Source organism: Paenibacillus sp. FSL M7-0896 (assembly GCF_037975415.1).
Taxonomy (GTDB): domain Bacteria; phylum Bacillota; class Bacilli; order Paenibacillales; family Paenibacillaceae; genus Paenibacillus_AQ; species Paenibacillus_AQ silagei.
Genome location: NZ_CP150250.1, coordinates 3,305,911 through 3,330,404, shown reverse-complemented (window position 1 = coordinate 3,330,404; position 24,494 = coordinate 3,305,911). Strand labels below are relative to the sequence as shown.

The following is a 24,494-nucleotide window of genomic DNA, read 5'->3' as shown; positions in this document are numbered from 1 at the left end:
TACATGAAAAAAAGAGCCTGCCCAAGGAACTCTAAGAATTCCTTAAGCAAGCCTGGAGATGCTAAGAATTAAAGATTAACTATAGAGAAGACCTTATCATTGATAAAATAGACGTATTGGTGGCCGTACACTACATACCCGTCATAAACTTCGTCCGGGTCTCCCCAGGAGAGCAGAAGCTCTGTGATCGTCATGCCGCTGACCGCCCGCTCTTCACGGATGGCTGACCACATTTTATCGCTGATCTTGAACTTCGTTTGCGGATTCTTGAAAAACAGTACCTCTTCGACATACTCACTAGGGTCATCACGAGGTTCAATCTTGAGCGGAACCTCCTGCCCGTTGGCCCGGCGGATGATCATTTCTAAATTACCATTGGCCGGGTTCGGGCGGAAATTCGCGATGGTTGCTTTCTCAAAGTTCTTGAACGGACTATCGGTAATCATGGCGTTGCGGGTCCACACCGTTAGTCCATTATAGTAATACTTCAAATAATCAATATTCTCCATGGTGTACATAGTATTGTCCACAAAATCGTTCAAATCCAGGACCCATTCAGTTCCGGCTTCATTTTGCATCACAAAGTTCTGGTTGTTGTCATCAACGTACTGTACACTTTTCACCCAATGGCTTCCCGGATGTCCATATAAGTAGACCTTTTTGCCAAGCACAATGCCCATCGTTCCAGGCAGCTTGCTGATTGCGTAGAGCATACTGTTGCTCTTATTCTTGCCGTCCTCTGTACTCCAAACGAACAACGCTATGGCGCTGGAGGCATATTTGCCGTCAATCGCTCCGAGCTTGAGCAGGGTTTTGAAGGCTACGTAATTGGTGCTTTTGTACAAAATAGAGTTATCCTTGTTCAGCTTGGCGCTTCCTTTGCTGCCTGTGAGCGTAACGCCAGTAGCATCCGCCGCCACAGTGAAGCCCGGAATCTGTCCGGCCAGCTTAACCGGAACATAGGCAGAGCCATTCACAAGTACAGATTTAACTGGCGAAATAAGCAGGTTGCCTTCGACAAACGTAGCAATTTCCGTGTACGCCGGTGCGGCTGCGGCCGCTGCCTGTCCGGCGCCTCCCGGATAGACCAGTCCGAGCGCAAGCAGCAGAGTGGTGAGCAGTAATGCAAGTTTTTTCATAGATGTTCTAATTCCTTCCCCCGATGTAAGTTAGGTGTCCCGGCAAGGTGCCGGAATCTTCCAGATCAGTACATTCGACAAGAAGTTAATTATTTCCTCTATATAAAATCACTTATCTGTATTCCTTCAGCCGTTCTCTACTTCGGAATACGGATCACAAATACCGTCGGCTCCCCTTCCCTACTCTCCAGTAGCAGCGTGCCCTCCATCTTCTCTACGTTCTTCTTGGCAATGGACAAGCCCAGACCGGTCCCCCCGCTTGCCGTTGTCCGGGATTCATCTCCCCGCACAAACGGATCAAAGATCGTAGTCCACAGCTCCTTCGGAATGCCGACTCCATTGTCCGCAATCTCGATCCTGATCTGTGTATCCTCGGGAATCACGGATACCCGGATGCGCGTCCCTTCGGGATTATAGGCCAGAGCATTAGAAATTAGATTATTAATGACACTGGCGAACAGCTCTGGATCATAACGGGCATAGACCTCTTCTTCGGGCACCTGCACGTGAAGCTCGAATTCTTTTTGCTCAATCTCGCCGTAGGTATCAGCAATAATCTCCCGCAGATGGTCGCCCAGCTCAAGGCGCTCTATCCGCAGGATGAAATCCGGTGAGTCCAGCTTAAGCAGATCCAGCATATGCGTAATGAGCTTCGTGACCTGCACGGACTTGGTGTAGATGTAATTCAAATATTTCGTCTGCCGCTCCGGGTCGGTAACGCGTCCTTTGATAAGGGCCTGCGCGTATCCCTGGATGCTGGTAATCGGGGTCTTCAGGTCATGCGACAGATCGACCATCAGCCGCTGCTTGCTTTTCTCGGCGAGGCGCTTCTCCTCGGTGGTCTTCTCAATCACATCAGCCATGTAGTTAAAGCTGTGGCCGATCCGCAGGAACTCGGTCTCTGCATAGAGAGCGATTCGGGTATTGTAATGCCCTTCCATCATACGGTTCAAGCCTAGATTCAGCACCCGCAGCGGCTTCTTGATCCGTCTGGAGACCCAATAGCTGTACACAAAAATCAGCAGCAGAATCAACCCGCTGACCAGGAATACATAAAAGAACACCGAATGATTCAGATAGGAGACCAGAAACTCGTTGTTAATCGAGACATTGATTACATCGCGGGGAATCTTAAGCAACATCCAGGCTGCCCCGCTATCCTGCTCCGTTACGCTCGTAATAGAATAATAAAAGGGCTGGTCGCTGCGGTTCTCCAGTCCTTGAAACAGGCTGTCCTCGTCATAAACCTGAATCTCATCCTGCTTCTCGCCAACAACACGGATCACCCGCTTGCCGGAATCCAGCAGCTCCAGCCAGCCTCCGCTCTTCAGCAGACGCTCACTCTCCGGCCCTTGGCCCAGCTCCTCCCGGTACGCCGCGGCTTCCACAGACAGATTGGGGTCAGGCGTCATTTGCTCCCGGATAACCTCAGCAATATCCTTTTGTACGAATAGATAGACCACTAACACCAGCATCAGCAGCATACAGTTGAACAGCAGGAAGTCGATGGTCAGCGACGTCTGCAGCGGGCGGTTATCTCTACTTTTCCACGGGTGCTTCAATTTTGTACCCCAATCCCCTGATCGTCTTCAGGTATTCCGGTCTCTTGGAATCTCGTTCGATCTTGTCGCGGATGTTGCTGATGTGCACCATAATGCTGTTGTCCTCATAGACGTAGAAATCTTCCCAGACGGTCTCATAGATCTTCTTGCGTGTAAAAACACGGCCCGGCTGCTGCATCAGCAGCTCCAGGATTTTATATTCGGTAGAGGTCAGAGCGACGGCCTCCCCGGCTACCTCAACCTGACAGGTACTCCGGTCCAGCGTCAGCCTGCCGAGCACGATCTGCTCACTTGGCTTCTCCTCCTCCGGTGCCTTGGCATCGAACTGATGCACCCGCCGCAGCATGGCCCCGGCACGCGCCACAATCTCCAGCGGATTAAAAGGCTTAGCGATATAGTCATCCGCACCAAGCTCCAGACCCAGGATTTTGTCATGATACTGGCTCTTGGCGGACAGAAACAGTACGGGGAAATGCTCATGCTCCCGAATCCGCTTCAGCAGCTGCAGCCCGTCCATCCCCGGCATCATAATATCCAGAAGCGCCAGGTCAATCTTGTTATTCTGCATGAGCTTCAAGGCTTCAATTCCGTTCTCTGCCGTCAAAATGTTATATTCCTTCTCCAGATACAGCTGCAGAAGCTCAACAATCTCCGATTCGTCATCGGCTATGAGAATGGTATACATGGTGAATCCCCCTCTATCTTGTCATGCAAGCCGCGCTCTTTGTAACTATAGCCTGCCATTCTTAATCCAGTCTAAACCAAATCTAAAGAAAAGATAAAGAATTATTACAACTGACATTATAACTCGAAGCTTGGCCGTCGCTGCGGTGAACATTTGGACTTCCGGCCGCTGTTGTATTTGGATTTCCTGAATATAATCGCTACTCGCGGTAGAAATCCAAACTCAAAGGCGGTCGCATTCGCTCCTCCAGTTCCAAATTTCCCCTCCGCTTCTTTTTGCTTTTCGTTTGTAAAACCTTCTTAATAGTTCCAAAACAAATAAAAGAAAAAGGAACAGCCCGCTCAGCCAATGAATGGCTTAACGGACTGTCCTAATAGTAGAGGTTAGTTCAGGCAGAGCTTAACCGTGAAGCTTCACCTTACACCGTAGGTACGGTTCCCCCGTCAATCACGTACTCAGCACCTGTAATGGATGCTGCCCGGTCGGAAGCAAGGAAGGCTACCAGCTCGCCCACCTCCTCAGGGAAGCCGGGACGTCCGATGGGTATGCCACCCAGCGCGTCCATTACCGACTGCAGCGCACTTTCCACACTGCCGGTTACCTCAGCAATGTTCTCCATCATGGCATCAGCTGCTGTAGTCTGAATGAAGCCCGGCGCAACACGGTTCACCCGAATGCCCTGCGGAGAAAATTCTTTGGACAGGCTCTTGCTGTAATTGCTTAACGCAGCTTTGGCGGCTGCATAGGGGATGGTCGATTCGATCAACGGCAGCACTCTTTGAATGGAAGAGATGTGGATGATGACTCCCTTGCCCTGCTCCAGCATGAGCGGAATCAGCCCCCGGTCCAACCGCACAGCTGCCAGCAGGTTCAGATTCAGCGCATCCATCCAGTGTTCATCGCTCGCCGCAAGGAATCCTCCGGGAGGTGTCGAGCTTCCGCCGAGATTGTTCACCAGGATATCAATCCGGCCGAAGCGCTCCTTAACCGCAGCAATTACCCGGTCCACTCCTTCCTGCTTGGACAGATCTGCCTGAACGAACAAATCAGAAGCAGAATCTTCAGCCGGCAGTGTCCGGGCAGTAATCATGACTTTAGCGCCTGCCGCAGTGAATCTGTCCGCGATTGCCTGTCCCATTCCCTTGGTACCGCCTGTTACCAGGACTCTTTTACCTTCGTATTCTGTCAGTGGATTAGCATAAGTTATAGTCATTGTTATGGCCTCAATTCATTAGGGATTCCTCAGGGTAGGCTGCAAGTCCAGCCGTCTAAGGTCTGTATGTCTATCTTAGACTTGATTAATATGTGCGTCTAATTTATTATTTTCATTAAATCCATTAATAATATTAATGTATAAAGGGGCTGTCTGCATGGAGCTTACACAACTGGAGTACTTTCTGACCGTAGCCCGGCTTGAGCATATGACCTCTGCGTCCAAAGCGCTGCGAATTACGCAGCCTGCCTTGAGCCATGCGATTTCCAAACTGGAAAGTGAGCTGGGGGTTCCTTTATTCGAGCGTAAGGGACGCAATGTCCAGCTCAACCGCTATGGGGTTATGTTCAGTTCGCGGGTCGAAGAAGCGCTGCGCAATATCGGGAATGGGGTGCGGGAGATTGAGGAGTCGTCCAATGCGGAGAGTGGAACCGTTCATCTGTCTTATCTGAATATTCTTGGTGTGGACCTGATCCCATCGCTTATCAGAGATTATCAGGCAGACCATCCGAAGGTACGGTTTGATCTGTATCAGGGGAATCACGGGGATATCGACGAAGCGCTGGATAACGGGACCTCGGATATGCTGATTACGTCCAGAGAGACTACGGCTGAGGATAAGGAATGGAAGGTCATCCGCAGATTACCGATTTATATTGTGGTCTCCAGTTCCCACCGGTTCGCCTCGCGTTCTTCATTGAGTCTGTTCGAGCTGTCGGGTGAGCCGTTTGTCGGACTGAAGACGAATTGCGGACTCAAGAGCACAATCACCTCCCTCTTCCAAAATACTAATTTCGAGCTGGCCTCCACCTATGACGCTGAGGATCTGATTACTGTGGCCGGCTTCATCAAAGCCGGGCTTGGCGTCTCCGTGCTTCCGCAGACGCTGGGACTGATGCTTGACGGGCTGGTCTGGATTCCCATCCAGGAACCGGGCTGGGAATGGGAGGTGGGCCTGCAATGGCGCCGGGACCATTATCTGTCCCCCGCCTCCAGAAGGTTCATGGAGTATATTCGGGAAACTAGGGAGGTAGCAGATTTAGCCTTGCGAGTAATACAATAACCCATTAACACATTAACCCACTACAAGCTGAGGGTTTGCCGAGCGTCTGGTAAAGGTACACAGTTGGGCTTAATTGCAATCTGTACAGCTAAATCATTCGATTTTCTACCGATAGTATGTTTAGTTGTATAAGGTACATTTAAAATTCCCTCACAGCCGGGTTTTCGCTCATTCGGGCAATTTTAGTTGTACAAACTACAGTTAGAAGCAGAATGCCTTCCTTTTTGCTAGTTTTAATTGCACGGAATACACCTATCTCCGAATATTAGCTTCAAACGAGGCTTCCGCATTCTAAAGAGCTGCCCCAACCAGCCGCTTCACGGCTGTGGGACAGCTCTACCCAGTCTTTTAACAAATCAATGCCCGAAGCTCTGCAATCGTTGCCCGGTACTGCGGCTGGAAATCAGCAGAATTCATATAACCGCCTATGCTGGTCAAGAATTGTCTGCCTTCAGTGGTCCGGCTCACCTTAGCGGCATCCAGTACACACAGCAGCAGATTACCGTTACCTACGCTGCACTCTGTGAGGAAACTTAGCTTGTGATTACGCTCGAAATTATCGATGGTCTGTACGATGGGATTCCAGCTGCGGTCCGCCTCATCCATGATAAGCGATTTGGAATGCTGGGCGATAGTCCACCACGGGTAGGTGGAATGCGCTTCACTCGGGAAATCGCGCAGCACCGGATGCCCGTTATCGATCAGCAGGCCCATCGTACCGATGGGAACCGGCCGGTTCATGCTCTCCGAGATCGAGCGGAACATCGGGTAGCACCAGAAATCCGTGCAATAATAGCCTTCGATTCCGTTCTGAACCGACTCCGGCTCCGGCATCAGCAGCACGTTGCCGCCTTGCTCCAGCAGGGAGACGGCCTCCTCAGACAGCTCTGTGAACACATAGATGCCTTCAGCTTCAAGCGGGTTATCCCTCTGCTCAGGATATATCCACAAGTCGTAGCTTTTGCGGATATCGGTTCCTTGGACCCGAAGCGCCAGCTCCGCCCGGCTCATCCGGTCAACCGCCGGAAGCTCAATCGCCAGATCACAAATGTCAATGTAGTGGGTTCCGGCAGGAATAAAGGCTCCGGCTGAGCCCGTTGTCCGAACTCCCCCTTCAACCGCAAGCTCCCAGTGAAGCTCGATGGCATCCGGCATACCGCGGCGGAAGCAGCTCAGCTCCACATGGGCCTCGAAGGTCTCCCCGGCGGCGTAGTTATACTTAGGGAATCTTGCCAGCAGCACGGCATCATTACAGAAGGTCCGCCACTCTTCCGGGCTAATCAGCCCCTTGGAATCCATGAAGGCATCCAGAACACCTACCAATGCTGTACCCTGGCCGCTGAAATCCTGGAGATCCAGAAGCTGGAACCCCGCTAACCGGCGGGAACGGAAGGCAGCCTCAAGCTCTTCCTTGTAGCAAGCGACAGCGAGCTGGCCTGAGCTTTTGAAGTATGCATCGGCCAGATGGCCAAGCCCCTTGCTCTCCAGCCGTTCGCGGAAGATGACGAAGTTCCCGGCCTTGAGTGGACCTGTGTACTTCCCGATTTCCTGGAAATCCGGAAACGTAGCATATTGTCCAATCTCATGCGAGATTACCGGAACCTGCGGTATCCATTCACCGGATTCACTGCCGGATTGTACGGCCTTGGCTTCGGTACCGTACTGGATCAGGATCTCGCCGCCTGCCTCGACGGACACTCCTTCACCATTCCCGAAGCCCGGCGGAATAATCTGATCGTCGTAATCCTTCATTGTACTTGGCAGCGAAGTCTGGACATGACCAAGCGGAGCATCGCACATGGCATAGGAGCCTCTGAACAGCCTGTCCCGGGTGAAGCGCACACCGCTGAAGAAATCGTCATGCTCCAGCACCTCCGGCACCCATTGATGATTATTGGAGCCTTGGGTGTATAACGGCCGGTCATCGAATGCCTTGTAGTCCTTCAGGAATGAATCAATCCGCTCCTTGCTGCCCCATAACTCATTGCCTAGCGACATCATGACGAAGGAAGGATGATTGCCGAATTCGCGCAGGATAGCGTATCCTTCGCTGATCAGATAGTCCTGCTCCGCCTGATTATGCCCTTCATCGGTATCTACAGTAATGGTTCCCCAGAACGGCAGCTCCGGCTGCATGTAGATTCCGAGCAGATCGGCAGCGGTGAACGCAGCCTCCGGCGGGCAGCAGGTGTGGAAGCGGTAATGATTGATCCCGTAAGACTTGGAGATCCCCAAGATTCGTACCCATTCCCCCACATCGGTCGGAGCATAGCCGGTGAGCGGGAAGATCAGGCCGTCATGCTTGCCGCGCAGAAAAGTCTTTTCCCCATTAATGGCGAACTTATCCCCCTCAGCCCGGAATGACTTAAGCCCAAAGATCACCTCCTGCCGGTCCACGGTAAATCCATCGCTGCCCTTGAGAACAAGGCTGACAGTATACAGATTGGGAGCGAATTCACTCCACAGCAGCGCATCGGGACCCAGTGCATAGTCTATAGTGAACGGACCCGGTGTGATGACATATTCCTGTTCCTCTACGGAATGTGTTATCTCACTATTGAAGCTATTAGCAGATACCGCGAGTGTAGCACCTTGCATGCTTTCCAGCGTTGCCGAGATCTGCACCGAACGTGCAGGCAGATCAGACTTCAGCCGGATGCCGCTAATCCGGGCTTCCCCATAGAACTGCAGCTCCATCCGGCCGGTAATTCCGTTCCAATTGGTCTGGGTGTCCGGCGAGGTCATATGCCCGCCTTTGGTCGGATAGCCGGTGTTGTCCACCCGAATAGTAAGCGTATGACTCCCGGGCTGCAGCTGCGGCAGCTCATATACATGCGGAGTATTCAAGCTGTCGCGGCTGCCGATCTCCTGACCGTCCAGCCAGAGGGTGGTAAGCCTTGTACGTTCCAGATATAAGCAGCAGCGCTTACCTGCCAGCTCTTCCGGAATCCCAACCTCTCTGGAGTACCAGACCGGTCCTTCATAACGGAATTCATCCGTCAGAGCGCCTACCATAATCTCCTCATTCTTCGGCCCTTTACGGGCGAAGGAGGTAGTTCCCGGCAGCATAATTACATCGGTAAAAGGTAGCACCAGTCCTTGCCCCTTCTCTTCCAGTTGCAGCTTCCATTCGCCTTCAAGGCTGATCTTTGACAGCACAATTATCACTCCTAATCATGGTAATCTCTATACTCTTGCGGCCAGATGCCGCCATGAATCCAGCAGTTCATCACTGTGCATCCAGCTTCCAGTCAAATCCTTAATCAAACGCTCCGGCAGCATTTCCCGGCTTCCTGTTAGTTTCTCCCTGAGCAGGGCTGTTTCCTGCTCCAGCAAAAAGCGCATGCCGGATCATACCGGCACGCGCTCAATGGATGAAGCTGATTCAGTTGTCTACTGAATGGAAATTTTCAAAGCGCACCAACGATAGCATGCGGCACGTAGTGCTCTTCCAGCCGGGCAATCTCTTCAGCTGTCAGCTGAAGGGATAACGCTCCCACCGCATCGGTAATATGCGACAGCTTCGTCGCCCCGATAATCGGCGCAGTGACCGGCTGTTTCTGCAGCAGCCAGGCCAGTGCAACATGGATGCGCGGAACTCCGCGCTCCGCCGCAATGGCAGCTACCTGCTCGACAATCAGGCGGTCCTTATCGGCTGTAGCATCGTATTTGGATCTCTGTACCTGATCCGTTTCCGAGCGCAGCGTAGATTCCGCCCAGTCCCGGGTTAGCCGGCCGGAAGCCAAGGGGCTGTAGGGGATGACCGCAATGCCCTCTTCCTTACAGAGCGGGAGCATCTCACGTTCCTCTTCACGATAGATGAGATTCAGATGGTTCTGCATGGAGACGAACCGGGTCCAGCCGTTCATATCAGCAACATGCAGCGCCTTCTGGAACTGCCAGGCATACATGGCGGAAGCGCCAATGTAGCGGGCTTTTCCCGCCTTCACCACATCATGCAGGGCTTCCATCGTTTCTTCAATCTGCGTAGTATAATCCCAGCGGTGAATCTGGTACAGATCAACGTAATCAGTTCCCAGCCGCTTCAGGCTGTGGTCGATCTCGCTCATAATTGCTTTGCGGGACAAGCCCCCGCCGTTCGGTCCGGTTCGCATAGGGAAGAATACTTTGGTCGCAATCACCACCTCATCCCTGGCAGTCATGTCCTTCAAAGCCCGTCCGAGCATTTCTTCACTCGTGCCGTCAGAATAGACATTGGCCGTATCGAAGAAATTAATGCCCAGGTCCAGTGCGGTACGGATCATCGTCCGGCTCTGCTCTTCATCCAGCACCCAAGGGTGCACCCAGCGCTTGGCATCGCCAAAGCTCATGCAGCCCAGGCATAGTCTGGAGACATCAAGGCCGGTGTTGCCCATTTTTGTATATTCCATTTGCTCGTTCCCTGCTTTCCTGAGAATAGTGTAGATTACAGTCTCTCTTATTGTGCAACAGATAACGGATTGGCGTTATCACAATAGTCGCGAATGATTGCCTAATCCTACTGTTCTCATTAACACTCCCGCCGGATATGCCCTATAATGAAACCATATGAAACTAAGGAGGCTCTCAAGTGACCGAAGCAATCGTAACGCAAAAGCTTGAGCTGTGCCGGCTGATTGAGCGGCATACCGGCCGGGACGGCGCTCATGAAACGGCCGTGCCTGCACTGCAATTCATCCGTTACTCCCAGGCGAGTGAGCCTGCTTACCGGGTGTATAACCCGTGTTTCTGCTTCATTACCCAAGGCGTGAAGGAGATTATGCTGGCCCAGGAGCATTTTGTATATACCTCTTCTGATTTCCTGGTGGCTTCAATGAATTTGCCGGTAGTGGGACAAGTGATTAAGGCGTCCCCGGAGGTTCCCTATTTAAGCTTCAAAATGGAATTCACGCAAAACCAGATTCTGGAGGTCCTCCATGAATCGCAGCTGCAGATTCTCCCCCGGGAGAATGCCCGGCGTGCCTTATTCGTCGGACACATCGACACGGATCTGCTGGATGCGCTTCTCCGTCTGGCGCGGTTGCTCAATACTCCCAAAGACATCCCGTTCCTTGCCCCTCTATATACTAAGGAAATTCTGTATAAACTGCTGCAGGGACCATATGGAGTAACGCTGGCCCAGATTGCCATGGAAGGCAGCAGCACTTACCGGATCAGGGAAGCAATTGAGCAGATTGTCAGCCATAGCGAACAGGCTCTGCGGATCGACGAGCTGGCCGATATCGCCAATATGAGCGTCTCCGCATTCCACCGCAACTTCAAGGAAGTTACGGCTATGAGCCCGATCCAGTTCCAGAAGCAGCTGCGCCTGCAGGAGGCTCGCCGCCTGCTATTAGCCGAGTCTGCAGATGCAGCAGATGTTGCCTTCCGGGTCGGCTACGAGAGCGCCTCACAGTTCAGCCGGGAATATTCCCGTATGTTTGGCGCTCCCCCGCGGGCCGACATCAAGCGGTTGAAGGAACAATTTGAGCTTCCGGTACAGATTTGATACCTGCTTAGTCGAGTACAACCTGCTTAGTTGCAATATTCGCGCAGAATTCGCGGTCATGCTCCACAAACAGGATCGTCGGTGTATATTCCAGCAGCAGCTCCTCGATCTGCATCCGGGAGATGACATCGATGAAGTTCAGCGGCTCATCCCAGATGTGCAGATGCACCTGCTCACTGAGGCTGGCGGCAATCAGCACCTTTTTCTTTTGCCCGCCGCTGTACGTGGACATATCCTTCTCGAATTGCAGCCGCGAGAAATCGAGCTTCCGCAGAATCGACTTGAACAGGCTCTCGTCGATCCCCTGCTCTCTCGCATATTCACTCAGGCTGCCCTTGAGCTGCGAAGTATCTTGGGATACATAAGAGATAGACAACTGGCTGTCCCGTGCGAAGTGGCCGGTATAGTTTATGTCCTCCCCGCAGATCAGCTTCAGAATGCTTGATTTGCCTGAGCCGTTGCTGCCGGAGAGGGAGACCCGGTCCCCCTGTTCCAGAGCGAAGCTAACACTGGAGCATACCGTTTTGTCGTCATAGCGGATCGACAGATCCTCCAGCTCTACCAATTGCTGCTTATGATAAGGAAGCTGTGCAATCTTCAGACTGTCCGCGCTCTCCAGATTACGCAGCAGCTTCGACTTCTCCGCGATGGCGGATTCCTGCCGCTGCTGAAACGACTTGGCACGCTTCATCATCTTGGCGGCCTTGTGGCCGACGTAGCCTTTATCCAATTTGTTGCCGGAGCTCCGGGTGCCATTCTTGGATTTCTCGACTTCATGCGCCCAGCCGCCCGTTCTTTTGGCAGAGTCCGATAAGCGCTTGATGTCCTTCCGCAGCTTCTCATCCTCCGCCAGCTCGAACTGATCCTGTCTGGACTTATTCTCCCACCAGCTGCTGAAGTTGCCCTTCTGGATCTCAATATTGGTCTTGTTAATCGACAAGATATGGTCCACACAGTTATCGAGAAAAGCACGGTCATGCGACACCAGAATATACCCGCTCTTCGTACGCAGATAGTCACTGACCAGCTTCCGGCCCTTCGCATCCAGATGGTTCGTCGGTTCGTCTATGAGCAGGAACTGGTTCTCGCGCACGAACAGAGCGGCCAGCAGCACCTTCGTCTGCTCCCCGTTCGACAGCGATTCAAACGGCCGGTAGAGCGTATCTTCGGACACCCGCAGCAGCGACAGCTCGCGCATCAGCTTCCAGTGCTCCATCTCCGGGTCGATCTCCTGCATGACATCCACGGTCAGAGCAGCAGGGTCAGCCACCGCAAACGGGAAATACTCGAAGCCCACCTGCGATGATATCGTCCCGCTGTAATCATATTTGCCAAGCAGCAGGTTCAGGAAGGTTGTTTTGCCGCGGCCGTTGCGTCCGGTGAAGCCCAATTTCCAATCTGTATCCAGTTGAAAGCTCACATTCTCAAAAATATGTTCGTAAGTGCCCTCATAGGCAAAAGTCAGCTTGCTCACATTAATCAAAGACATACACGTATCCTCCTGTATTTACAAAAATAAAAGCTGCAAGAAGGTTCTCCTCCAGCAGCTCAAATAAACACAGCAAATCCCATACCCGGATACTTATCTCCAGGCGGACTTGAATAAGGATATTTGGACCAGAGTGAAAAGAGGCAGACCCTTCCTGCATATCAACCATAAATTGCGCTCCACAAATAACGCTTGTTTATTGGTCACATTACGCAAGAAATGTCCGCACGATACTCTTCAACTCCAATCGCTTAATTAAGTGCATTCTAACACGAGTCTTCCCGGAGATCAACCCGTTAGTCAGATCAGTCCGTGCTTCAGGAAGCAATTATACAGTCCATCGTTCTCAATAGAATCGGTGATATCATCGGCAATTTCTTTGAGCGGCTCGCGGGCATTGCCCATGGCAATCCCCACCTGGACATATTCCAGCATCTCCAGATCGTTAAGTCCGTCGCCAATCGCCATACTGTCCTCCAGGGGGATATTCAAATGCTGCAGGACATCGGCAATAGCCGCAGCCTTATGAACACCAGGCATCATCAGCTCCCCGCTGTTCTCCCCGAAGATCGGGATGGAGCACTGAATTGCCGTGAAGCGATCCTGTAACTCCTTCTGAATCTGATCAAAGGGCAGGCTGCTCTCCAAGAAGCATATCTTATTAACGTCATCCAGATATAACTCCTCGTCCCCATAAGTAAGTGTTGCGATATAGGGATGGGGCGACAGCCGTTTTCTCTCCTGCGCCTCGGGGTCATTCAGCAAGTCTCCATAGATTCTGCGTTCCAGATGCGGTTGTAAATGGCGGCTGCCGTGAAGTGCTGTATTGGATTCCAGAATGAAATCGACCCCGTTCGCGTTAAAATAATCGATCAAATGCTTCGCATCCTCCGGGGTCACTTTTTTATGATAAAGCATTTCGCCACCGCTCTCCACATATCCGCCTGCCGCTCCAATCAGCCCGTCGAACCCGATCTCCCAGATATAATCATAGATTTCAGCCTTGGAGCGTCCGGTGCACAGGTACAGCAAATGCCCGTTCTTCCGTGCCTGCTGGCATGCCTGCACTGCCGATTCCGGTACTATTCCATTCTCCATGAGAAGCGTTCCGTCTATATCGATGAAAATAATCTTTCTGCTGGTCTGATTCATATCCTCTTCTCCCCTTTGTCTAGTCTTCCACTGAACTATAGGTTATGAAATGCGTTCCAAGTCAAGCGTTATTTCATATGAGTCGCCCGATTCATCCATTCCGGATCTGTCCAAATAAATAGGATAGATTGAACTAATGGCTTTTATGTTTTGGGATGTGCCGTGACTCCAGAGAAGTTTTGGACTTCCGGCCGCTGTTGTCAGCAGATTTCATGATTTATCCCGTTTTTAACGGTAGAAATCCGCAGACTGCTGATGCTGTAGATAGCGAGCTTTCCTACGGAAAGCTTTCAGGCGGTCGCTACCGCTCCTCCAGTTCCAAAATTCCCCTCCGCCACTTTTCCCTTAACTTAAATCCTTAAGTTCAATTTATATAGGCGTTGCAGAAGGCATCTTATCCCATTAGGAGGTACATAATGAGAACATTACCAGAATCCTTAGTAAAAACAGCAAGAGCGGTGCTGCTCGGTACAGCTCTGACGCTGGCCGGCGGTACAGTGATTGCAGGCGTTGGTGGACAGCCCGTAGTTGCAGCGTCGGCATCCACAGCGGATTCTCAGGCGGTCTATAACCAGTTCCGCAAATATGCCAGCAATCCCGCAAGCCTCGCACAGGCACGCAAATATCTTATGAACCATATCTCCAAAGTTGGCTCCTGGTACGGCACGGTAATGACCCTTCAACTGGAGAATGCCCAGAAGGCTGGGCTTGAGCGGTTCTCCGAGAAGCTATATACAGATGCTGTGCAAAAGACATTAATGGATGCCGAAATTAACAACGACATGACCTATACGGAGATCCTGAAGCGGGTGAAAGCGCCTGCGGTCCGCAAGCTGATGGAGGAAATCTGGGAGAAAGGCTACAAGCTGGAGACCAGCGAAGGTATGTATTACGCGGTTATGCATTATGAAGGCTTCAAGGTATTCAAACCCTATATCAGCAAGGATATCGCCGCGTATATTGATATCATGGCAACGGAGAGCAACAAGCCGTCTACCTTCGATGCGGGTATCGTGATCACTTGGGATGAATTGATCGGCAGAGCGGCCATCATGAGCGATTACGTCCAAGATTATCCGAAGTCGAACCGGACCGCGGCCATCCGCAATGAAATGTCTTATACGGTTCCACTAGTACTGCTCGGCTCGGATAACACCCCAGCCTACGATTACGACACGAATGAACTCGACCCTGAGCTGCGCCGGGCCTACGACCAAGCCCTGATGGAGGGGCCGGGTGACAATAAGGTGCTGAATATTCTGGCCAAGCTGGTAACGCTTCTGAATACTTCCGGTAATCAAAAGACGCCTGCGGTTGAATCCTACCTGGATCAGGTGGTAAAACAATATACGGAGCTGTGAATGGTTACAATTTGAACTGAATGATGCTGGCAGGTGAAAATCTGGGAGGCTCAGAGGGCACAATGAGATCGGTTTTTCGATTACATTCCGCACACGTGCCTACGTAGCGCTCCAATGTGATCGGTTTTTCGATTACATTTGCTTACACGCCTACGTAGCGCCCCAATGTGATCGGTTTTTCGATTACATTTGCTCACACGCCTACGTAGCGCCCCAATGTGATCGGTTTTTCGATTACATTTGCTCACACGCCTACGTAGCGCCCCAATGTGATCGGTTTTTCGAATACATTTGGCCTCGGGCCATCACTCCGCAAAAAGGCTGTCCTTCATCAGAAAGGACAGCCTCTTTGTACAACCGCTACACCAAATCCTCTTCCTGCGCTCCAGTAATGACCGTAACAATGCTTGTGCGCAGTTGATCCGCATTCTTGGCCTGATAAGGATCGGCGGCGTAGATGACGGCATCGGCAATATAGCCTTCCGCAATCCGGCCCAGCTCATGGCCGCTTCCGAGAATCCCGGCTGCGTCTTCTGTAGCTGACCGCCACGCTTCAGCGCGGCTCAAGCCATAGTCCAGCAGGGTGTCGAATTCCTGCAGGTTGTAGCCGTGCAGCGCAGGCGTAGCATAATCGGTGCCGAAGCCCAGCCGTACCCCTGCCTCCCTGGCATATCCGAGCGCGATGGCATGAGCATCAGCGGCCCGGGCGGCCCGTTCACAGATAAGCGGACTTAACGCCAGCACTCCCTTCGGATCGGCGGCGATCCGGTAGATTGAAGTGGTCGGCACGTAAGCCACGCCGGATTCGGCCAGTCTCCCGGCCTGATCCCAGGTCATGAACATCCCGTGTTCAATAGATTCCACACCGGCCTGAATGGACCAGTCAATCGTCACCCCGCCCCAGGTATGCACCAATACCTTCTTGCCGTTCGCATGGGCATGACGGACGATGAAGGCGAATTCCTCCCCGGAGAAGTTCGGCTCCGTAACCTTCTCGGTAGGTGCGCCAAGACCGCCGGTTGCCATGATTTTGACCCAGCCTGCCCCGGTCGCGTAGATCTCCGTCAGGCGGTTCTCCAGATGCTTAACCCCCTTGGCATCGGAAGCTCCCAGCATTTCACTGCTGGTCTCTACCCGCAGCGGCTGCTGGTAATACTTCACGAGATGCCGGATCGTGGCTGGCAGAATACCGCCGGCATCGCGGGCTGTAGTTACTCCCGTCCGCAAGGTAGCGGCGAAGGCCTCCGCCTGCATGACCTCAATCTCGCGGGGGTCCCGGCGGAGCTGGTCGTCATGATCAAAGTCGGTCCAGGCCAGATGGGTGTGCAGATCCAGAATGCCCGGACTGATCCATAGCTGCTGCTGCCGGGAGCCTTCCGCCTGTTCCGGGTGCGGACCTACTTCTGCCACTGCGGTGAACCGCCCGTTCGTAATCTCGATATCAAAGCGTTTCTCCGGGGTACCTGCAATATGGATTCCAGTGTACGCCTGAAATTGCGGCTGCTTGAGGATCATTCCGCTTCCCTCCAGATCTGGCGGACGGCCTGCACTGCCGGTTCAGCATCCAGCTTCAGCAGTCTGGCCAGCGTCTGCACCGCTGCTTCGACACTCTCCCGGCTGGCATTCGTTCCGAAATGATTGATCCGCAGCAATTGACCGAATAATTCCCCGTCCCCGGGAGCTACGATACCGACAGGCTGCTTGATCAGCAGAAGCGGCTGCTCGTCAATCCGAACAGTCGTAGTCAGCGTGGAATAATGACTGCTGTCCTTCTGCCAAGGCGCAAGCCCAAGCTCCGCGACCCCTGCGACAGCAGAGGCCGCCGCACGTTCATGCCGCTGGATAACCTGTGGCAGTCCCTCTTCGGCAACAGCCTCCAGGGCTTCGATTAGAGCTCTGGCTTCCAGGACCGGGATATTCGGCGGGACGCGGAGCGGCGCTGCTCCGTCCGGGGACGGCTGCAGATCCAGCAAGGACAGAATGGAATTGCGCGGAGCCCGTTCGTTCGACTCCAGGAAGGCCCAGCCGCGGGGAGAAATACTGACCGCGCTGATTCCGTTAGGACCGGCGAGCGCTTTTTGCGCACCCATTACAGCGAAATCCACCGCCCACTCATCCACAGACAGCGCCTCTCCCCCGACAGCCGACACGGAATCGGTTACCGTAATCAGGTCATGCCTGCGGGCCAGCTTGAAGATCTCCTCCGCAGGGTTCGAGCCGCCTGTAACCACCTCTGCCTGCACCAAAGAAATCGCAACCGGCTGATGCTGCTCAATCGCTGCGGCCACTTCCTCTACTGTAACCACCTGGTCGAAGGGAACCTTCACTTCCTTAACGGTAGCCCCACCACGCGTAAGCCACTCTCCGAACAAGCTTCCGTAAGGTCCGGTTACTACGTTCAGAATCGTACGTCCCGGCGCTGCAATTCCTGCTGCTACCGCCTCAATGCCTAGAATCGCCTCCCCCGGAATGATTACCGGAGGATGCTGTGTCCCTAATAGCCGGGAAAGCTGCTGTGTTAATGTGTCCAGCTCAGATAGCGTGAGTGGTACGAATCCTGTAATTTGACGGTTCATATAATCCTCCTGATGGTATGAATGTTCAATATTGCGGCATCTTGGGCACCGCAGACAATAGCTCCCGGCTGTATTCATGCTGGGGCCGGACGAAGAATTCATCCTTCGAATTCACCTCGACCAGCTGCCCCTGGCGCATCACAGCGACGGTATCGCTGACGGCATGAATGACTCCCAGATCATGGGAGATGAACAGCATCGTCAGATTAAGCTCGGCTTGCAGCGTATGGAATAGCTCCAGCACGCTGCGCTGCACTGAGACATCCAGTGCGCTGGTAGGCTCATCGGCGATCAGCAGACTAGGCTCCACGCTAAGCGCGCGGGCAATGGCAATCCGCTGGCGCTGGCCGCCGGAGAATTCATGCGGATATCTGTCCAGAGATTTGGCATCCAGCTGCACCCGGCTAAGCAGCTCCTTACTTCTGCGCTCAACCTGCGACCGCTCTACAATCCGGTGGAACAGCAAGGCTTCAGCCAGAATCTGCCGGACAGTATGCCTGGGATTCAGCGAAGAATCCGGGTTCTGAAAGATCATCTGAATCTGTTTATGCTGCGCCTTGCTCCGCTTCTTGCCTAACGGCTCCGCACCCAGCAGAAGCTGTCCTTCATCAGGAGTGATCAGTCCGGCAATGACCCGGGCCAGCGTAGACTTCCCGGAGCCGGACTCACCGACAAGCCCCAGTGTGGTATGCCGCGCAAGCTCCAGCCGGATCTGATCTAGTGCGGTGAACCCGCCATAACGGACGGTTATATCCTGTACCTGCAGTGCTACTTCCATGAGATCCCGCCTCCTTCCAGCTCCGGCAGAGGAAGCACCGAATCCATTAACATCTGTGTATAAGCCTCAGCCGGATGCCGCAGCAGGCTATGCGTCTCGCCTTGCTCAATGATCCGGCCTTGCTTCATTACAACCAGTCTGGAGCAGAGATTGGCGGCAATCGCCAGGTTGTGGGTCACAAAGACCATAGCGAAGCCCAGCTCCTGCTGCAGACTCGTAATCGTATCTATAATCTGGCGCTGAACCGTCACATCCAGCGCCGTAGTCGGCTCATCGCAGAGCAGAATGCCCGGCTTGCAGGCCAGCGCCAGAGCAATGACCACACGCTGGCACTGGCCGCCGGAGAGCTGCCCCGGGTAGCGGTCTTTTGTCTTCAGCGACGCTGGAAGACCCAGCCGCTCAAGCAGCTCCAGGGCGATGCGCCGTGCAGCCTTCAGACTGGTTCTCTGTCTGTAATAGACAACCTCCGTCAGTTGCTTCACTACCGGACAGAGCGGGTCCAGTGCTCCTCTGGGGTCCTGGAACACCATGGCACTGCTTACCTTGCTGCGGACCACTCCCCCGGTCTGCTCCACACCACGCGGAAGCAGGCCGAGAATCGCCCGCAGCGTCAGCGATTTGCCGGAGCCGGATTCGCCGACTAGTCCCAGGCTTTCGCCGTGTTCAAGGGAGAAGCTGATGCTGTTGACCAGAATTTCTGTAGACGGGGCCGCGAGTGTCAATTCTTCGAGTTCAAGTACAGGTTGTGTTGTCATCCTTTTCTCCTCCAGATATCGGCCAGTCCGTCTCCCAGGAGAGACAACGCAATTCCCGTATACACGACTGCGAAGCCGGGAACCGCCGACAGCCACCAGGCTGTGGTAATGAAGGGCTGTCCGTCTGCGATCATCGTTCCCCAATCCGGCGTAGGCGGGGCAATCCCTATTCCCAGATAACCCAGCGTAACGATGGCTACCAGGAGTCCGATCATATCCGTCATCAGCACGACAACGGCTTGCGGCAATACATTCGGCAGAAGATGGCGCAGAAGGATACGGTGTCCGGGCAGACCTAGCGTCTGCGCCGAGGCGATCCATTCCTGCTTCCGGAAGGATGCGCTGAGTCCTCTGACCACACGGGCGAATACAATCCAGCCTACCAGAATGAAGGTAATATAGATTCCGCGCTCCCCTGCCCCGCTGGCGAAGGCCACGATAATGACGATCAGATAGAACGGGAAGGCAATAAAAGTGTCCGTGATCAGCGCTATAATTCTATCGGTCCATTTGCCATAGTACCCCGAAATCATGCCCAGCATGACGCCCGTGCAGAACGGAATAATCTCAGCCAGCACCATGATCGTCAGATCCGTCCGGGCGGCATAGATCAATCTGGTGAACAAATCACGGCCAAGCTGGTCGGTACCGAGCCAGTGGGCTGCGGAAGGCGGCTGCAGAAAGGCGCTCAGATTCTGCTCCGTCGGGTTGTACGGACTTAAATAAGGAATGAATATGGCGAGCAGTATAAGTATAGTGAACATAATGATTCCGATCAGCAGTGACGGGGTGTTCAGTACTCTTCGGAGTCCGCTTGCGGGCTTCCCGAGGTCCGGCAGGGTTGTATCTATCTGTGTAGTATTCATGATTTCCCCTTCGTTCTGGGATCAAGCCACCCGGAGATAATTTCGATTAGCAGACTGATAATCACAACAGCCAGCGCACAATAGAGCGCAATCCCCTGAATCACCGGGAAATCCCTGTTTGAGATGGAGGTGAACAGCAGGCTGCCAATGCCCTTGATCCCGAAGACCTGCTCCACAACGAGCGTTCCCCCGATCAGGTAGGACACATTGACTCCCAGCAACATCAGGGTCGGCAATGCCGAATTGCGCAGCACATGCTTGAACAGGATGACTCTGGACGGGATTCCAGCTGCACGGAGAGTGACCACGAATTCGGATTCCAGCACCTCCAGCATTTGCGCACGCAGCGAGCGGACCAGCGTAGGAATCTGTGAAAAAGCAATCGTGACCGCCGGAAGCACCAGACTATGGAGCGTACCCGACCATCCCTCGCCGATTCCCCCTACGGGGAACCAGCCCAGCCGCACACTAAAGAACAGAATGAACAGAATCCCAACCCAGAAGACCGGCATCCCAAGGGTGACCGCTGGAATAATGCGGATCAGATGGTCTAGCAGCTTGTCCTTGTGGGTGGCAGCAACCGTTGCCAGCAGAAGGGCTACAATTATCGCAAGCACCGAAGCAATTACAATCAGCAGTAGTGTGACCGGAGCACGCTCTGCAATCAGCTCTCTCGTCGAGGTGCCGGCAATAATAGAGTTTCCGGTATCTCCCTGAGTGAACAGCAGCTTCACGAACCGGGTGAACTGATCCCATAAGGAGAGATCCAGTCCCAGTGTGTGGTGCATATTCTTAAGCGCCTCAGGTGTGCTGTATTCACCGAGAATCATTTTGGCGGGGTCGCCGGGTACAATTCGGATCAGGAAAAAGACCGCCGTCATTACGCAGAGGATAACAAGTAAGGCTCTTACAAGGGCTAAGGCCAGCCACTTGTAAGAACCGTTGTTTCCAGCTGCACCGCTTAGGGTCAGCTTGGATTTCATCATTTAGCTAGTCGGACATCTTCCAGACGGATGCTGCCGTTAGGCAGAACCACAAGTCCGTCTACAGAAGACCGCGCGCCGATCAGGATATCCGGATAGTACAGCGGAATGTAAGGAACTTCATCGGCAAGCGTCTGTAAAAGCTCGGTGTAGATCGTAGCCCGTCCTTCACCATCAGCTGTCTTCTGGCCTTCATACAGCAGCTTGGTTACCTTCTCATTCGTGTAATGCGTCCAGTACGATTTGCTGAAGCCTTCCGGGTCGGTCTGGAACGCCAAGATCGAGTTCGCTTCCGGGGAATCCGCCTGACCGCTGTTCAGCATCGCCGCGAAATCATAAGCGAAAAAGCGTTCGCGGAAGGTAGCCAGCTCCACCGATTCAATCTCAATCTTGATCCCGATCGCCTGGCCGGCGGCCTGGATAATCTGGGCTTCCTGAGCCCGGGTGCTGTTGCCGGAAGCAACCAGCAGCTTGGTGGTGAATCCGTCAGGGAAGGCCGATTTGGCCAGCTCTGCCTTGGCAGCCGCCGGATCGAAGCTCAGTGCCTTGATCTTATCATTGGCATTGTAAGGAATCGTAGTTGGCAGCAGCGAAGTCGCAGTCTGTGCATAGCCGAAGGTCAAGGCCTTGGTCAGTCCGTCACGGTCAAGCGCCAGTGCCAGTGCCCGGCGGACATGCACATCGGAGAAGTGCTTATCCAGTGTGTTGAAAAAGAGCTGTTCTGTCACCCAGCTGCCGTTCGTTACTACTGTGGTGTCTGCACCGTCCTTGATCTCGCCCGCATTCTGTAGTGACAGGGCTTCAACTGCATTCACTGCCCCCGCTTTAAGCTGGTTAATGGCCTGACTGTCGTCCTGGATCAGCTTATAGACGAGCTTGTCGATATAAGGCTTACCTTCCTTCCAGTAGTTAGTATTCTTGGTGAAGGTCACATCACCTGCCGGGTCCCATGTCTCGATCACGAATGGCCCGGTCCCTACCGGCTTCTTGAAGAATTCCTCTTCGCTCACTCCGCCGAAGTTATTCGGGATGATCCCATTCGAGAAGTTCGACAACTCCGAGATGAATGGGGTGTAGGGTTCTTTTAGCGTGATTACGAGTGTCTTCTCATCCTGTGCCTTCACCGTATCTACCTTGGCCGAGATGGCCAGGGGACCGCCAACCTTCAGATGCCGCTGGAGGGAGAATACCGCATCCTCTGCGGTCACCGGCGTACCGTTCGAGAACTTCAGGCCGTCACGGAGTACGAACGTATAAGTTAAGCCGTCTTCGCTAATTGTATGTGAGGCTGCCAGCTGATCCGTAATTTCACCCTTGCTGTCAAAAGCAACCAGTGACTCAAACACTTTATCAATCGCGAATGCGTTATTCGATGTAATCTGGTTATGCAGATCAAACGACGTTACGGAAGCCGGGCGGCCATACACGAAGGTGCCTCCAGTTGCAGGCTCTGCAGTGCTTGCACTTTCCGTTGCCGCTGGAGCCGTACTGGCCTTAGCCCCATTACTGGAATCTGCAGGATTGGCAGACCCGGAGCAGCCGGCAAGCAGCGATACAAACAATACCGCAAGTGTGCCCAGCCCTGCTGTTTTTCTCATAGAAGCTTTTAAATTAATCACGTGTGATCCACCCTTCCTATAAATCATATATGTTTAGTATGGATTGTATTATGGATCAGACCTTCACTTCTGTCAAACAAAAATTTATCCGGCAAGCCGAATTGAATCATAATGTTCCAATGAAGGAAATGTATTCGCAATCATCCGCCCGTTATGGCTCTCTGAAGGCTATAATCGTCCAGCTCCAGATCTGGCTCTCTGCCGAGTGCCAGCTTCGCCAGCTGATAACCGATATACGGCCCCATCGTAAGTCCTGAGGCTCCCAGACCATTGGCCGCAAGGACTCCGCTCCACCCGGGGACAGCCCCTATGACCGGCAGAAATCCCGGAGTGAACGGACGGAAGCCGACCCTCACTTCACTATAAGTACCGTCCGCCAGTCCAGGCGCTACTTCCAGCCCCTTAGCCAGAATCTCCTGCATCCCGCCGGCGGTCACTCTGGTATTATATCCTTCTACGTCATTCTCATGAGTAGCTCCGATAACAATCTGCTGCCGGGCAAAAGCGAGCAGATATTGATCGCTTGGCGGGATCACCACCGGCCAGACTTCCGTATCTTGTTGGTCAGATACCTGCAAATGCATGATCTGCCCCTTCTGGTAGCTCACCTTGAAGTCAATGCCCAGCGGCATGAGCAGCGGGTTCGCCCATGCGCCTGCACAGATAATAACTTCATCCGCCGGATAATAGTGTCCTCCTGCGTTGACTCCGGTGACCCGGCCCGGTTCAAAGGCAAGCGCAGCGTCACCGCTTATCATGACCGCCCCCTGCTGCTGCGCAGAATGAAGCAGAGCGTCCCGCAAGGCGCGGCCATCCACTCGGGCAGCTCCACTAATATGAACCGAGGCATATCCTTCAGCCAGCAGCGGGAAGCGTTCACGGGTCTGCCCTGCGCTAAGCCGCGTGATGACTCCGATCTCCGGGGCATCTGCCAGCCGCATCCGTGCCCGTTCTTCTATTCTGTCGAGCTTGCTCTCATCCGTATGTATACTAAGCGCTCCAACCCTGGCATAACCGGTATGCGCTTCGCCGCCTTCCTTAAGCTGGCTAATCAGCTCAGGATAGAACCGCGCCCCCGCCTTCGCCAGCCGGTACCAGGCCTGATTGCGCCGCTGCGACAGCCAGGGACAGATAATGCCTGCCGCTGCATCCGTAGCTTGCCCAGGGTCTTGACGGTCTATAATCAGCACCTCTGCGCCCATCACTGCTAACTGGTAAGCTGCCGAGGCTCCGAGAATCCCTGCTCCGATCACGATGACTTTCTTCATCTGTAACTCCTTTCTGGATGTGTATATTATCAGATTTAAACGTGTGAGAATTACTTTAACTAATTGCGTGCCCGATTAGGACGCAAAGGGTAGGCTTAAATGCAATTAATACAACTAAATTGTCTGATACGCCGCCAAATCTCCGTTTAGATGTATTTCGTGCAATTAAAATGCTCCTTTACCTGGATTTTCGCCCATCCCGGCAAATATAGTTGTACAAACTACACTTAGAAGAGGAAAGCCTTCCGTTTCCCTGTTTTTAGTTGCACAGAATACACTAATCGCTTATGGTTCGCTACGAACAGAATGGATTCTTCCTCCGTCCACCCCAATATCAGCTCGTTCATGCTCAGACTTTAACACCCTGAGGTTCATTATTACAGTGTTAAAGCTGATGCTGTACTACTCTCAGCTTACCACAGGTCGTCCATCAGAAGTAGTAACCCGCTCCGCTTACCCGAACAACAGACTAAAAACCCCCGGAATACCATTCCGGG

At 53.2% G+C, this 24,494-nt stretch carries 21 protein-coding genes; 3 read left to right on the top strand and 18 right to left on the bottom strand.

From position 1 onward, the window contains the following. Positions 1 to 68 precede the first annotated feature (68 nt). From MKY12_RS14140 to MKY12_RS14125, 4 genes are all read right to left on the bottom strand, one after another. Entirely contained in the window at positions 69 to 1,139 is a 1,071-nt protein-coding gene (locus MKY12_RS14140; protein WP_339314169.1) for a hypothetical protein, read from the bottom strand. A gap of 137 nt (positions 1,140 to 1,276) precedes the next feature. Then, positions 1,277 to 2,701, bottom strand: coding sequence for a HAMP domain-containing sensor histidine kinase (locus MKY12_RS14135; protein ID WP_339314168.1), 1,425 nt, complete (start codon positions 2,699 to 2,701; stop codon positions 1,277 to 1,279). Continuing rightward, positions 2,679 to 3,386, bottom strand: a complete 708-nt coding sequence (locus MKY12_RS14130) for a response regulator transcription factor (protein WP_339314167.1) — start codon at positions 3,384 to 3,386, stop codon at positions 2,679 to 2,681. The genes MKY12_RS14135 and MKY12_RS14130 overlap by 23 nt, the downstream gene beginning before the upstream one ends. Before the next feature lie 418 nt (positions 3,387 to 3,804). Further along, positions 3,805 to 4,599: an SDR family oxidoreductase gene (locus MKY12_RS14125; RefSeq protein ID WP_339314166.1), complete on the bottom strand. Its 795-nt coding sequence runs from the start codon at positions 4,597 to 4,599 to the stop codon at positions 3,805 to 3,807. A 157-nt stretch (positions 4,600 to 4,756) separates the two neighbouring features. Here MKY12_RS14125 and MKY12_RS14120 point away from each other — a divergent pair, with 157 nt between their 5' ends. Beyond that, positions 4,757 to 5,662 (top strand): LysR family transcriptional regulator, encoded by a 906-nt coding sequence (locus MKY12_RS14120; protein WP_339314165.1) that lies wholly within the window; start codon positions 4,757 to 4,759, stop codon positions 5,660 to 5,662. Between the two features lie 348 nt (positions 5,663 to 6,010). Here the strand turns inward: MKY12_RS14120 and MKY12_RS14115 are convergent, their stop codons facing one another. From MKY12_RS14115 to MKY12_RS14105, 3 genes are all read right to left on the bottom strand, one after another. Beyond that, positions 6,011 to 8,821: a beta-glucuronidase gene (locus tag MKY12_RS14115; protein WP_339314164.1), complete on the bottom strand. Its 2,811-nt coding sequence runs from the start codon at positions 8,819 to 8,821 to the stop codon at positions 6,011 to 6,013. Positions 8,822 to 8,848: 27 nt separating this feature from the next. Next, positions 8,849 to 8,998 carry a hypothetical protein gene (locus MKY12_RS14110; RefSeq protein WP_339314163.1) on the bottom strand — a complete coding sequence of 50 codons (150 nt, stop codon included), beginning with the start codon at positions 8,996 to 8,998 and terminating at the stop codon, positions 8,849 to 8,851. Positions 8,999 to 9,072: 74 nt separating this feature from the next. After that, positions 9,073 to 10,053 carry an aldo/keto reductase gene (locus tag MKY12_RS14105; protein WP_339314162.1) on the bottom strand — a complete coding sequence of 327 codons (981 nt, stop codon included), beginning with the start codon at positions 10,051 to 10,053 and terminating at the stop codon, positions 9,073 to 9,075. A 179-nt stretch (positions 10,054 to 10,232) separates the two neighbouring features. Here MKY12_RS14105 and MKY12_RS14100 point away from each other — a divergent pair, with 179 nt between their 5' ends. Beyond that, positions 10,233 to 11,150, top strand: coding sequence for an AraC family transcriptional regulator (locus tag MKY12_RS14100; protein ID WP_339256662.1), 918 nt, complete (start codon positions 10,233 to 10,235; stop codon positions 11,148 to 11,150). A 7-nt stretch (positions 11,151 to 11,157) separates the two neighbouring features. Here the strand turns inward: MKY12_RS14100 and MKY12_RS14095 are convergent, their stop codons facing one another. The 3 genes from MKY12_RS14095 to MKY12_RS14085 form a co-directional block, all read right to left on the bottom strand. Beyond that, complete coding sequence (locus MKY12_RS14095; protein WP_339314161.1) at positions 11,158 to 12,639, bottom strand: Lsa family ABC-F type ribosomal protection protein; 1,482 nt, start codon at positions 12,637 to 12,639, stop codon at positions 11,158 to 11,160. Continuing rightward, positions 12,626 to 12,808, bottom strand: a complete 183-nt coding sequence (locus MKY12_RS14090; RefSeq protein ID WP_339314160.1) for a hypothetical protein — start codon at positions 12,806 to 12,808, stop codon at positions 12,626 to 12,628. The genes MKY12_RS14095 and MKY12_RS14090 overlap by 14 nt, the downstream gene beginning before the upstream one ends. 131 nt (positions 12,809 to 12,939) lie before the next feature. Further along, complete coding sequence (locus MKY12_RS14085) at positions 12,940 to 13,791, bottom strand: HAD family hydrolase (protein ID WP_339314159.1); 852 nt, start codon at positions 13,789 to 13,791, stop codon at positions 12,940 to 12,942. Positions 13,792 to 14,207: 416 nt separating this feature from the next. Between MKY12_RS14085 and MKY12_RS14080 the strand changes: the two genes are divergently transcribed. Further along, a complete protein-coding gene (locus MKY12_RS14080) occupies positions 14,208 to 15,152 on the top strand; it encodes a hypothetical protein (RefSeq protein ID WP_339314158.1) in 945 nt (314 codons plus the stop codon). Between the two features lie 360 nt (positions 15,153 to 15,512). On the opposite strand, the gene MKY12_RS14075 is transcribed toward MKY12_RS14080, so the two are convergent. The 8 genes from MKY12_RS14075 to MKY12_RS14040 all read right to left on the bottom strand — a co-directional run bounded on the left by MKY12_RS14075 (position 15,513) and on the right by MKY12_RS14040 (position 23,997). Next, positions 15,513 to 16,667, bottom strand: coding sequence for an amidohydrolase family protein (locus MKY12_RS14075; protein ID WP_339314157.1), 1,155 nt, complete (start codon positions 16,665 to 16,667; stop codon positions 15,513 to 15,515). Next, entirely contained in the window at positions 16,664 to 17,728 is a 1,065-nt protein-coding gene (locus MKY12_RS14070) for an aminotransferase class V-fold PLP-dependent enzyme (RefSeq protein WP_339314156.1), read from the bottom strand. The genes MKY12_RS14075 and MKY12_RS14070 overlap by 4 nt, the downstream gene beginning before the upstream one ends. A 25-nt stretch (positions 17,729 to 17,753) precedes the next feature. Next, positions 17,754 to 18,506 carry an ATP-binding cassette domain-containing protein gene (locus MKY12_RS14065; protein WP_209870602.1) on the bottom strand — a complete coding sequence of 251 codons (753 nt, stop codon included), beginning with the start codon at positions 18,504 to 18,506 and terminating at the stop codon, positions 17,754 to 17,756. Further along, a complete protein-coding gene (locus MKY12_RS14060; protein WP_339314155.1) occupies positions 18,497 to 19,261 on the bottom strand; it encodes an ABC transporter ATP-binding protein in 765 nt (254 codons plus the stop codon). Before MKY12_RS14060 ends, MKY12_RS14065 begins: the two co-directional genes overlap by 10 nt. Then, positions 19,258 to 20,127, bottom strand: a complete 870-nt coding sequence (locus tag MKY12_RS14055) for an ABC transporter permease (protein ID WP_155991610.1) — start codon at positions 20,125 to 20,127, stop codon at positions 19,258 to 19,260. The genes MKY12_RS14060 and MKY12_RS14055 overlap by 4 nt, the downstream gene beginning before the upstream one ends. Then, positions 20,124 to 21,113: an ABC transporter permease gene (locus MKY12_RS14050; RefSeq protein WP_339314154.1), complete on the bottom strand. Its 990-nt coding sequence runs from the start codon at positions 21,111 to 21,113 to the stop codon at positions 20,124 to 20,126. The genes MKY12_RS14055 and MKY12_RS14050 overlap by 4 nt, the downstream gene beginning before the upstream one ends. Then, complete coding sequence (locus MKY12_RS14045; protein WP_339314153.1) at positions 21,110 to 22,708, bottom strand: ABC transporter substrate-binding protein; 1,599 nt, start codon at positions 22,706 to 22,708, stop codon at positions 21,110 to 21,112. The genes MKY12_RS14050 and MKY12_RS14045 overlap by 4 nt, the downstream gene beginning before the upstream one ends. A 161-nt stretch (positions 22,709 to 22,869) precedes the next feature. Next, positions 22,870 to 23,997: an FAD-dependent oxidoreductase gene (locus MKY12_RS14040; RefSeq protein ID WP_339314152.1), complete on the bottom strand. Its 1,128-nt coding sequence runs from the start codon at positions 23,995 to 23,997 to the stop codon at positions 22,870 to 22,872. Positions 23,998 to 24,494: the final 497 nt, after the last annotated feature.

Bases quoted from the DNA above. Each gene is read 5' to 3' on its own strand.
- MKY12_RS14125 (WP_339314166.1), bottom strand. From the start codon at position 4,599: ATGACTATAACTTATGCTAATCCACTGACAGAATACGAAGGTAAAAGA.
- MKY12_RS14045 (WP_339314153.1), bottom strand. From the start codon at position 22,708: ATGAGAAAAACAGCAGGGCTGGGCACACTTGCGGTATTGTTTGTATCG.
- MKY12_RS14060 (WP_339314155.1), bottom strand. From the start codon at position 19,261: ATGACAACACAACCTGTACTTGAACTCGAAGAATTGACACTCGCGGCC.
- MKY12_RS14080 (WP_339314158.1), top strand. From the start codon at position 14,208: ATGAGAACATTACCAGAATCCTTAGTAAAAACAGCAAGAGCGGTGCTG.
- MKY12_RS14120 (WP_339314165.1), top strand. From the start codon at position 4,757: ATGGAGCTTACACAACTGGAGTACTTTCTGACCGTAGCCCGGCTTGAG.
- MKY12_RS14075 (WP_339314157.1), bottom strand. From the start codon at position 16,667: ATGATCCTCAAGCAGCCGCAATTTCAGGCGTACACTGGAATCCATATT.
- MKY12_RS14090 (WP_339314160.1), bottom strand. From the start codon at position 12,808: ATGGTTGATATGCAGGAAGGGTCTGCCTCTTTTCACTCTGGTCCAAAT.
- MKY12_RS14105 (WP_339314162.1), bottom strand. From the start codon at position 10,053: ATGGAATATACAAAAATGGGCAACACCGGCCTTGATGTCTCCAGACTA.
- MKY12_RS14130 (WP_339314167.1), bottom strand. From the start codon at position 3,386: ATGTATACCATTCTCATAGCCGATGACGAATCGGAGATTGTTGAGCTT.
- MKY12_RS14050 (WP_339314154.1), bottom strand. From the start codon at position 21,113: ATGATGAAATCCAAGCTGACCCTAAGCGGTGCAGCTGGAAACAACGGT.
- MKY12_RS14070 (WP_339314156.1), bottom strand. From the start codon at position 17,728: ATGAACCGTCAAATTACAGGATTCGTACCACTCACGCTATCTGAGCTG.
- MKY12_RS14095 (WP_339314161.1), bottom strand. From the start codon at position 12,639: ATGTCTTTGATTAATGTGAGCAAGCTGACTTTTGCCTATGAGGGCACT.
- MKY12_RS14140 (WP_339314169.1), bottom strand. From the start codon at position 1,139: ATGAAAAAACTTGCATTACTGCTCACCACTCTGCTGCTTGCGCTCGGA.
- MKY12_RS14085 (WP_339314159.1), bottom strand. From the start codon at position 13,791: ATGAATCAGACCAGCAGAAAGATTATTTTCATCGATATAGACGGAACG.
- MKY12_RS14055 (WP_155991610.1), bottom strand. From the start codon at position 20,127: ATGAATACTACACAGATAGATACAACCCTGCCGGACCTCGGGAAGCCC.
- MKY12_RS14065 (WP_209870602.1), bottom strand. From the start codon at position 18,506: ATGGAAGTAGCACTGCAGGTACAGGATATAACCGTCCGTTATGGCGGG.
- MKY12_RS14040 (WP_339314152.1), bottom strand. From the start codon at position 23,997: ATGAAGAAAGTCATCGTGATCGGAGCAGGGATTCTCGGAGCCTCGGCA.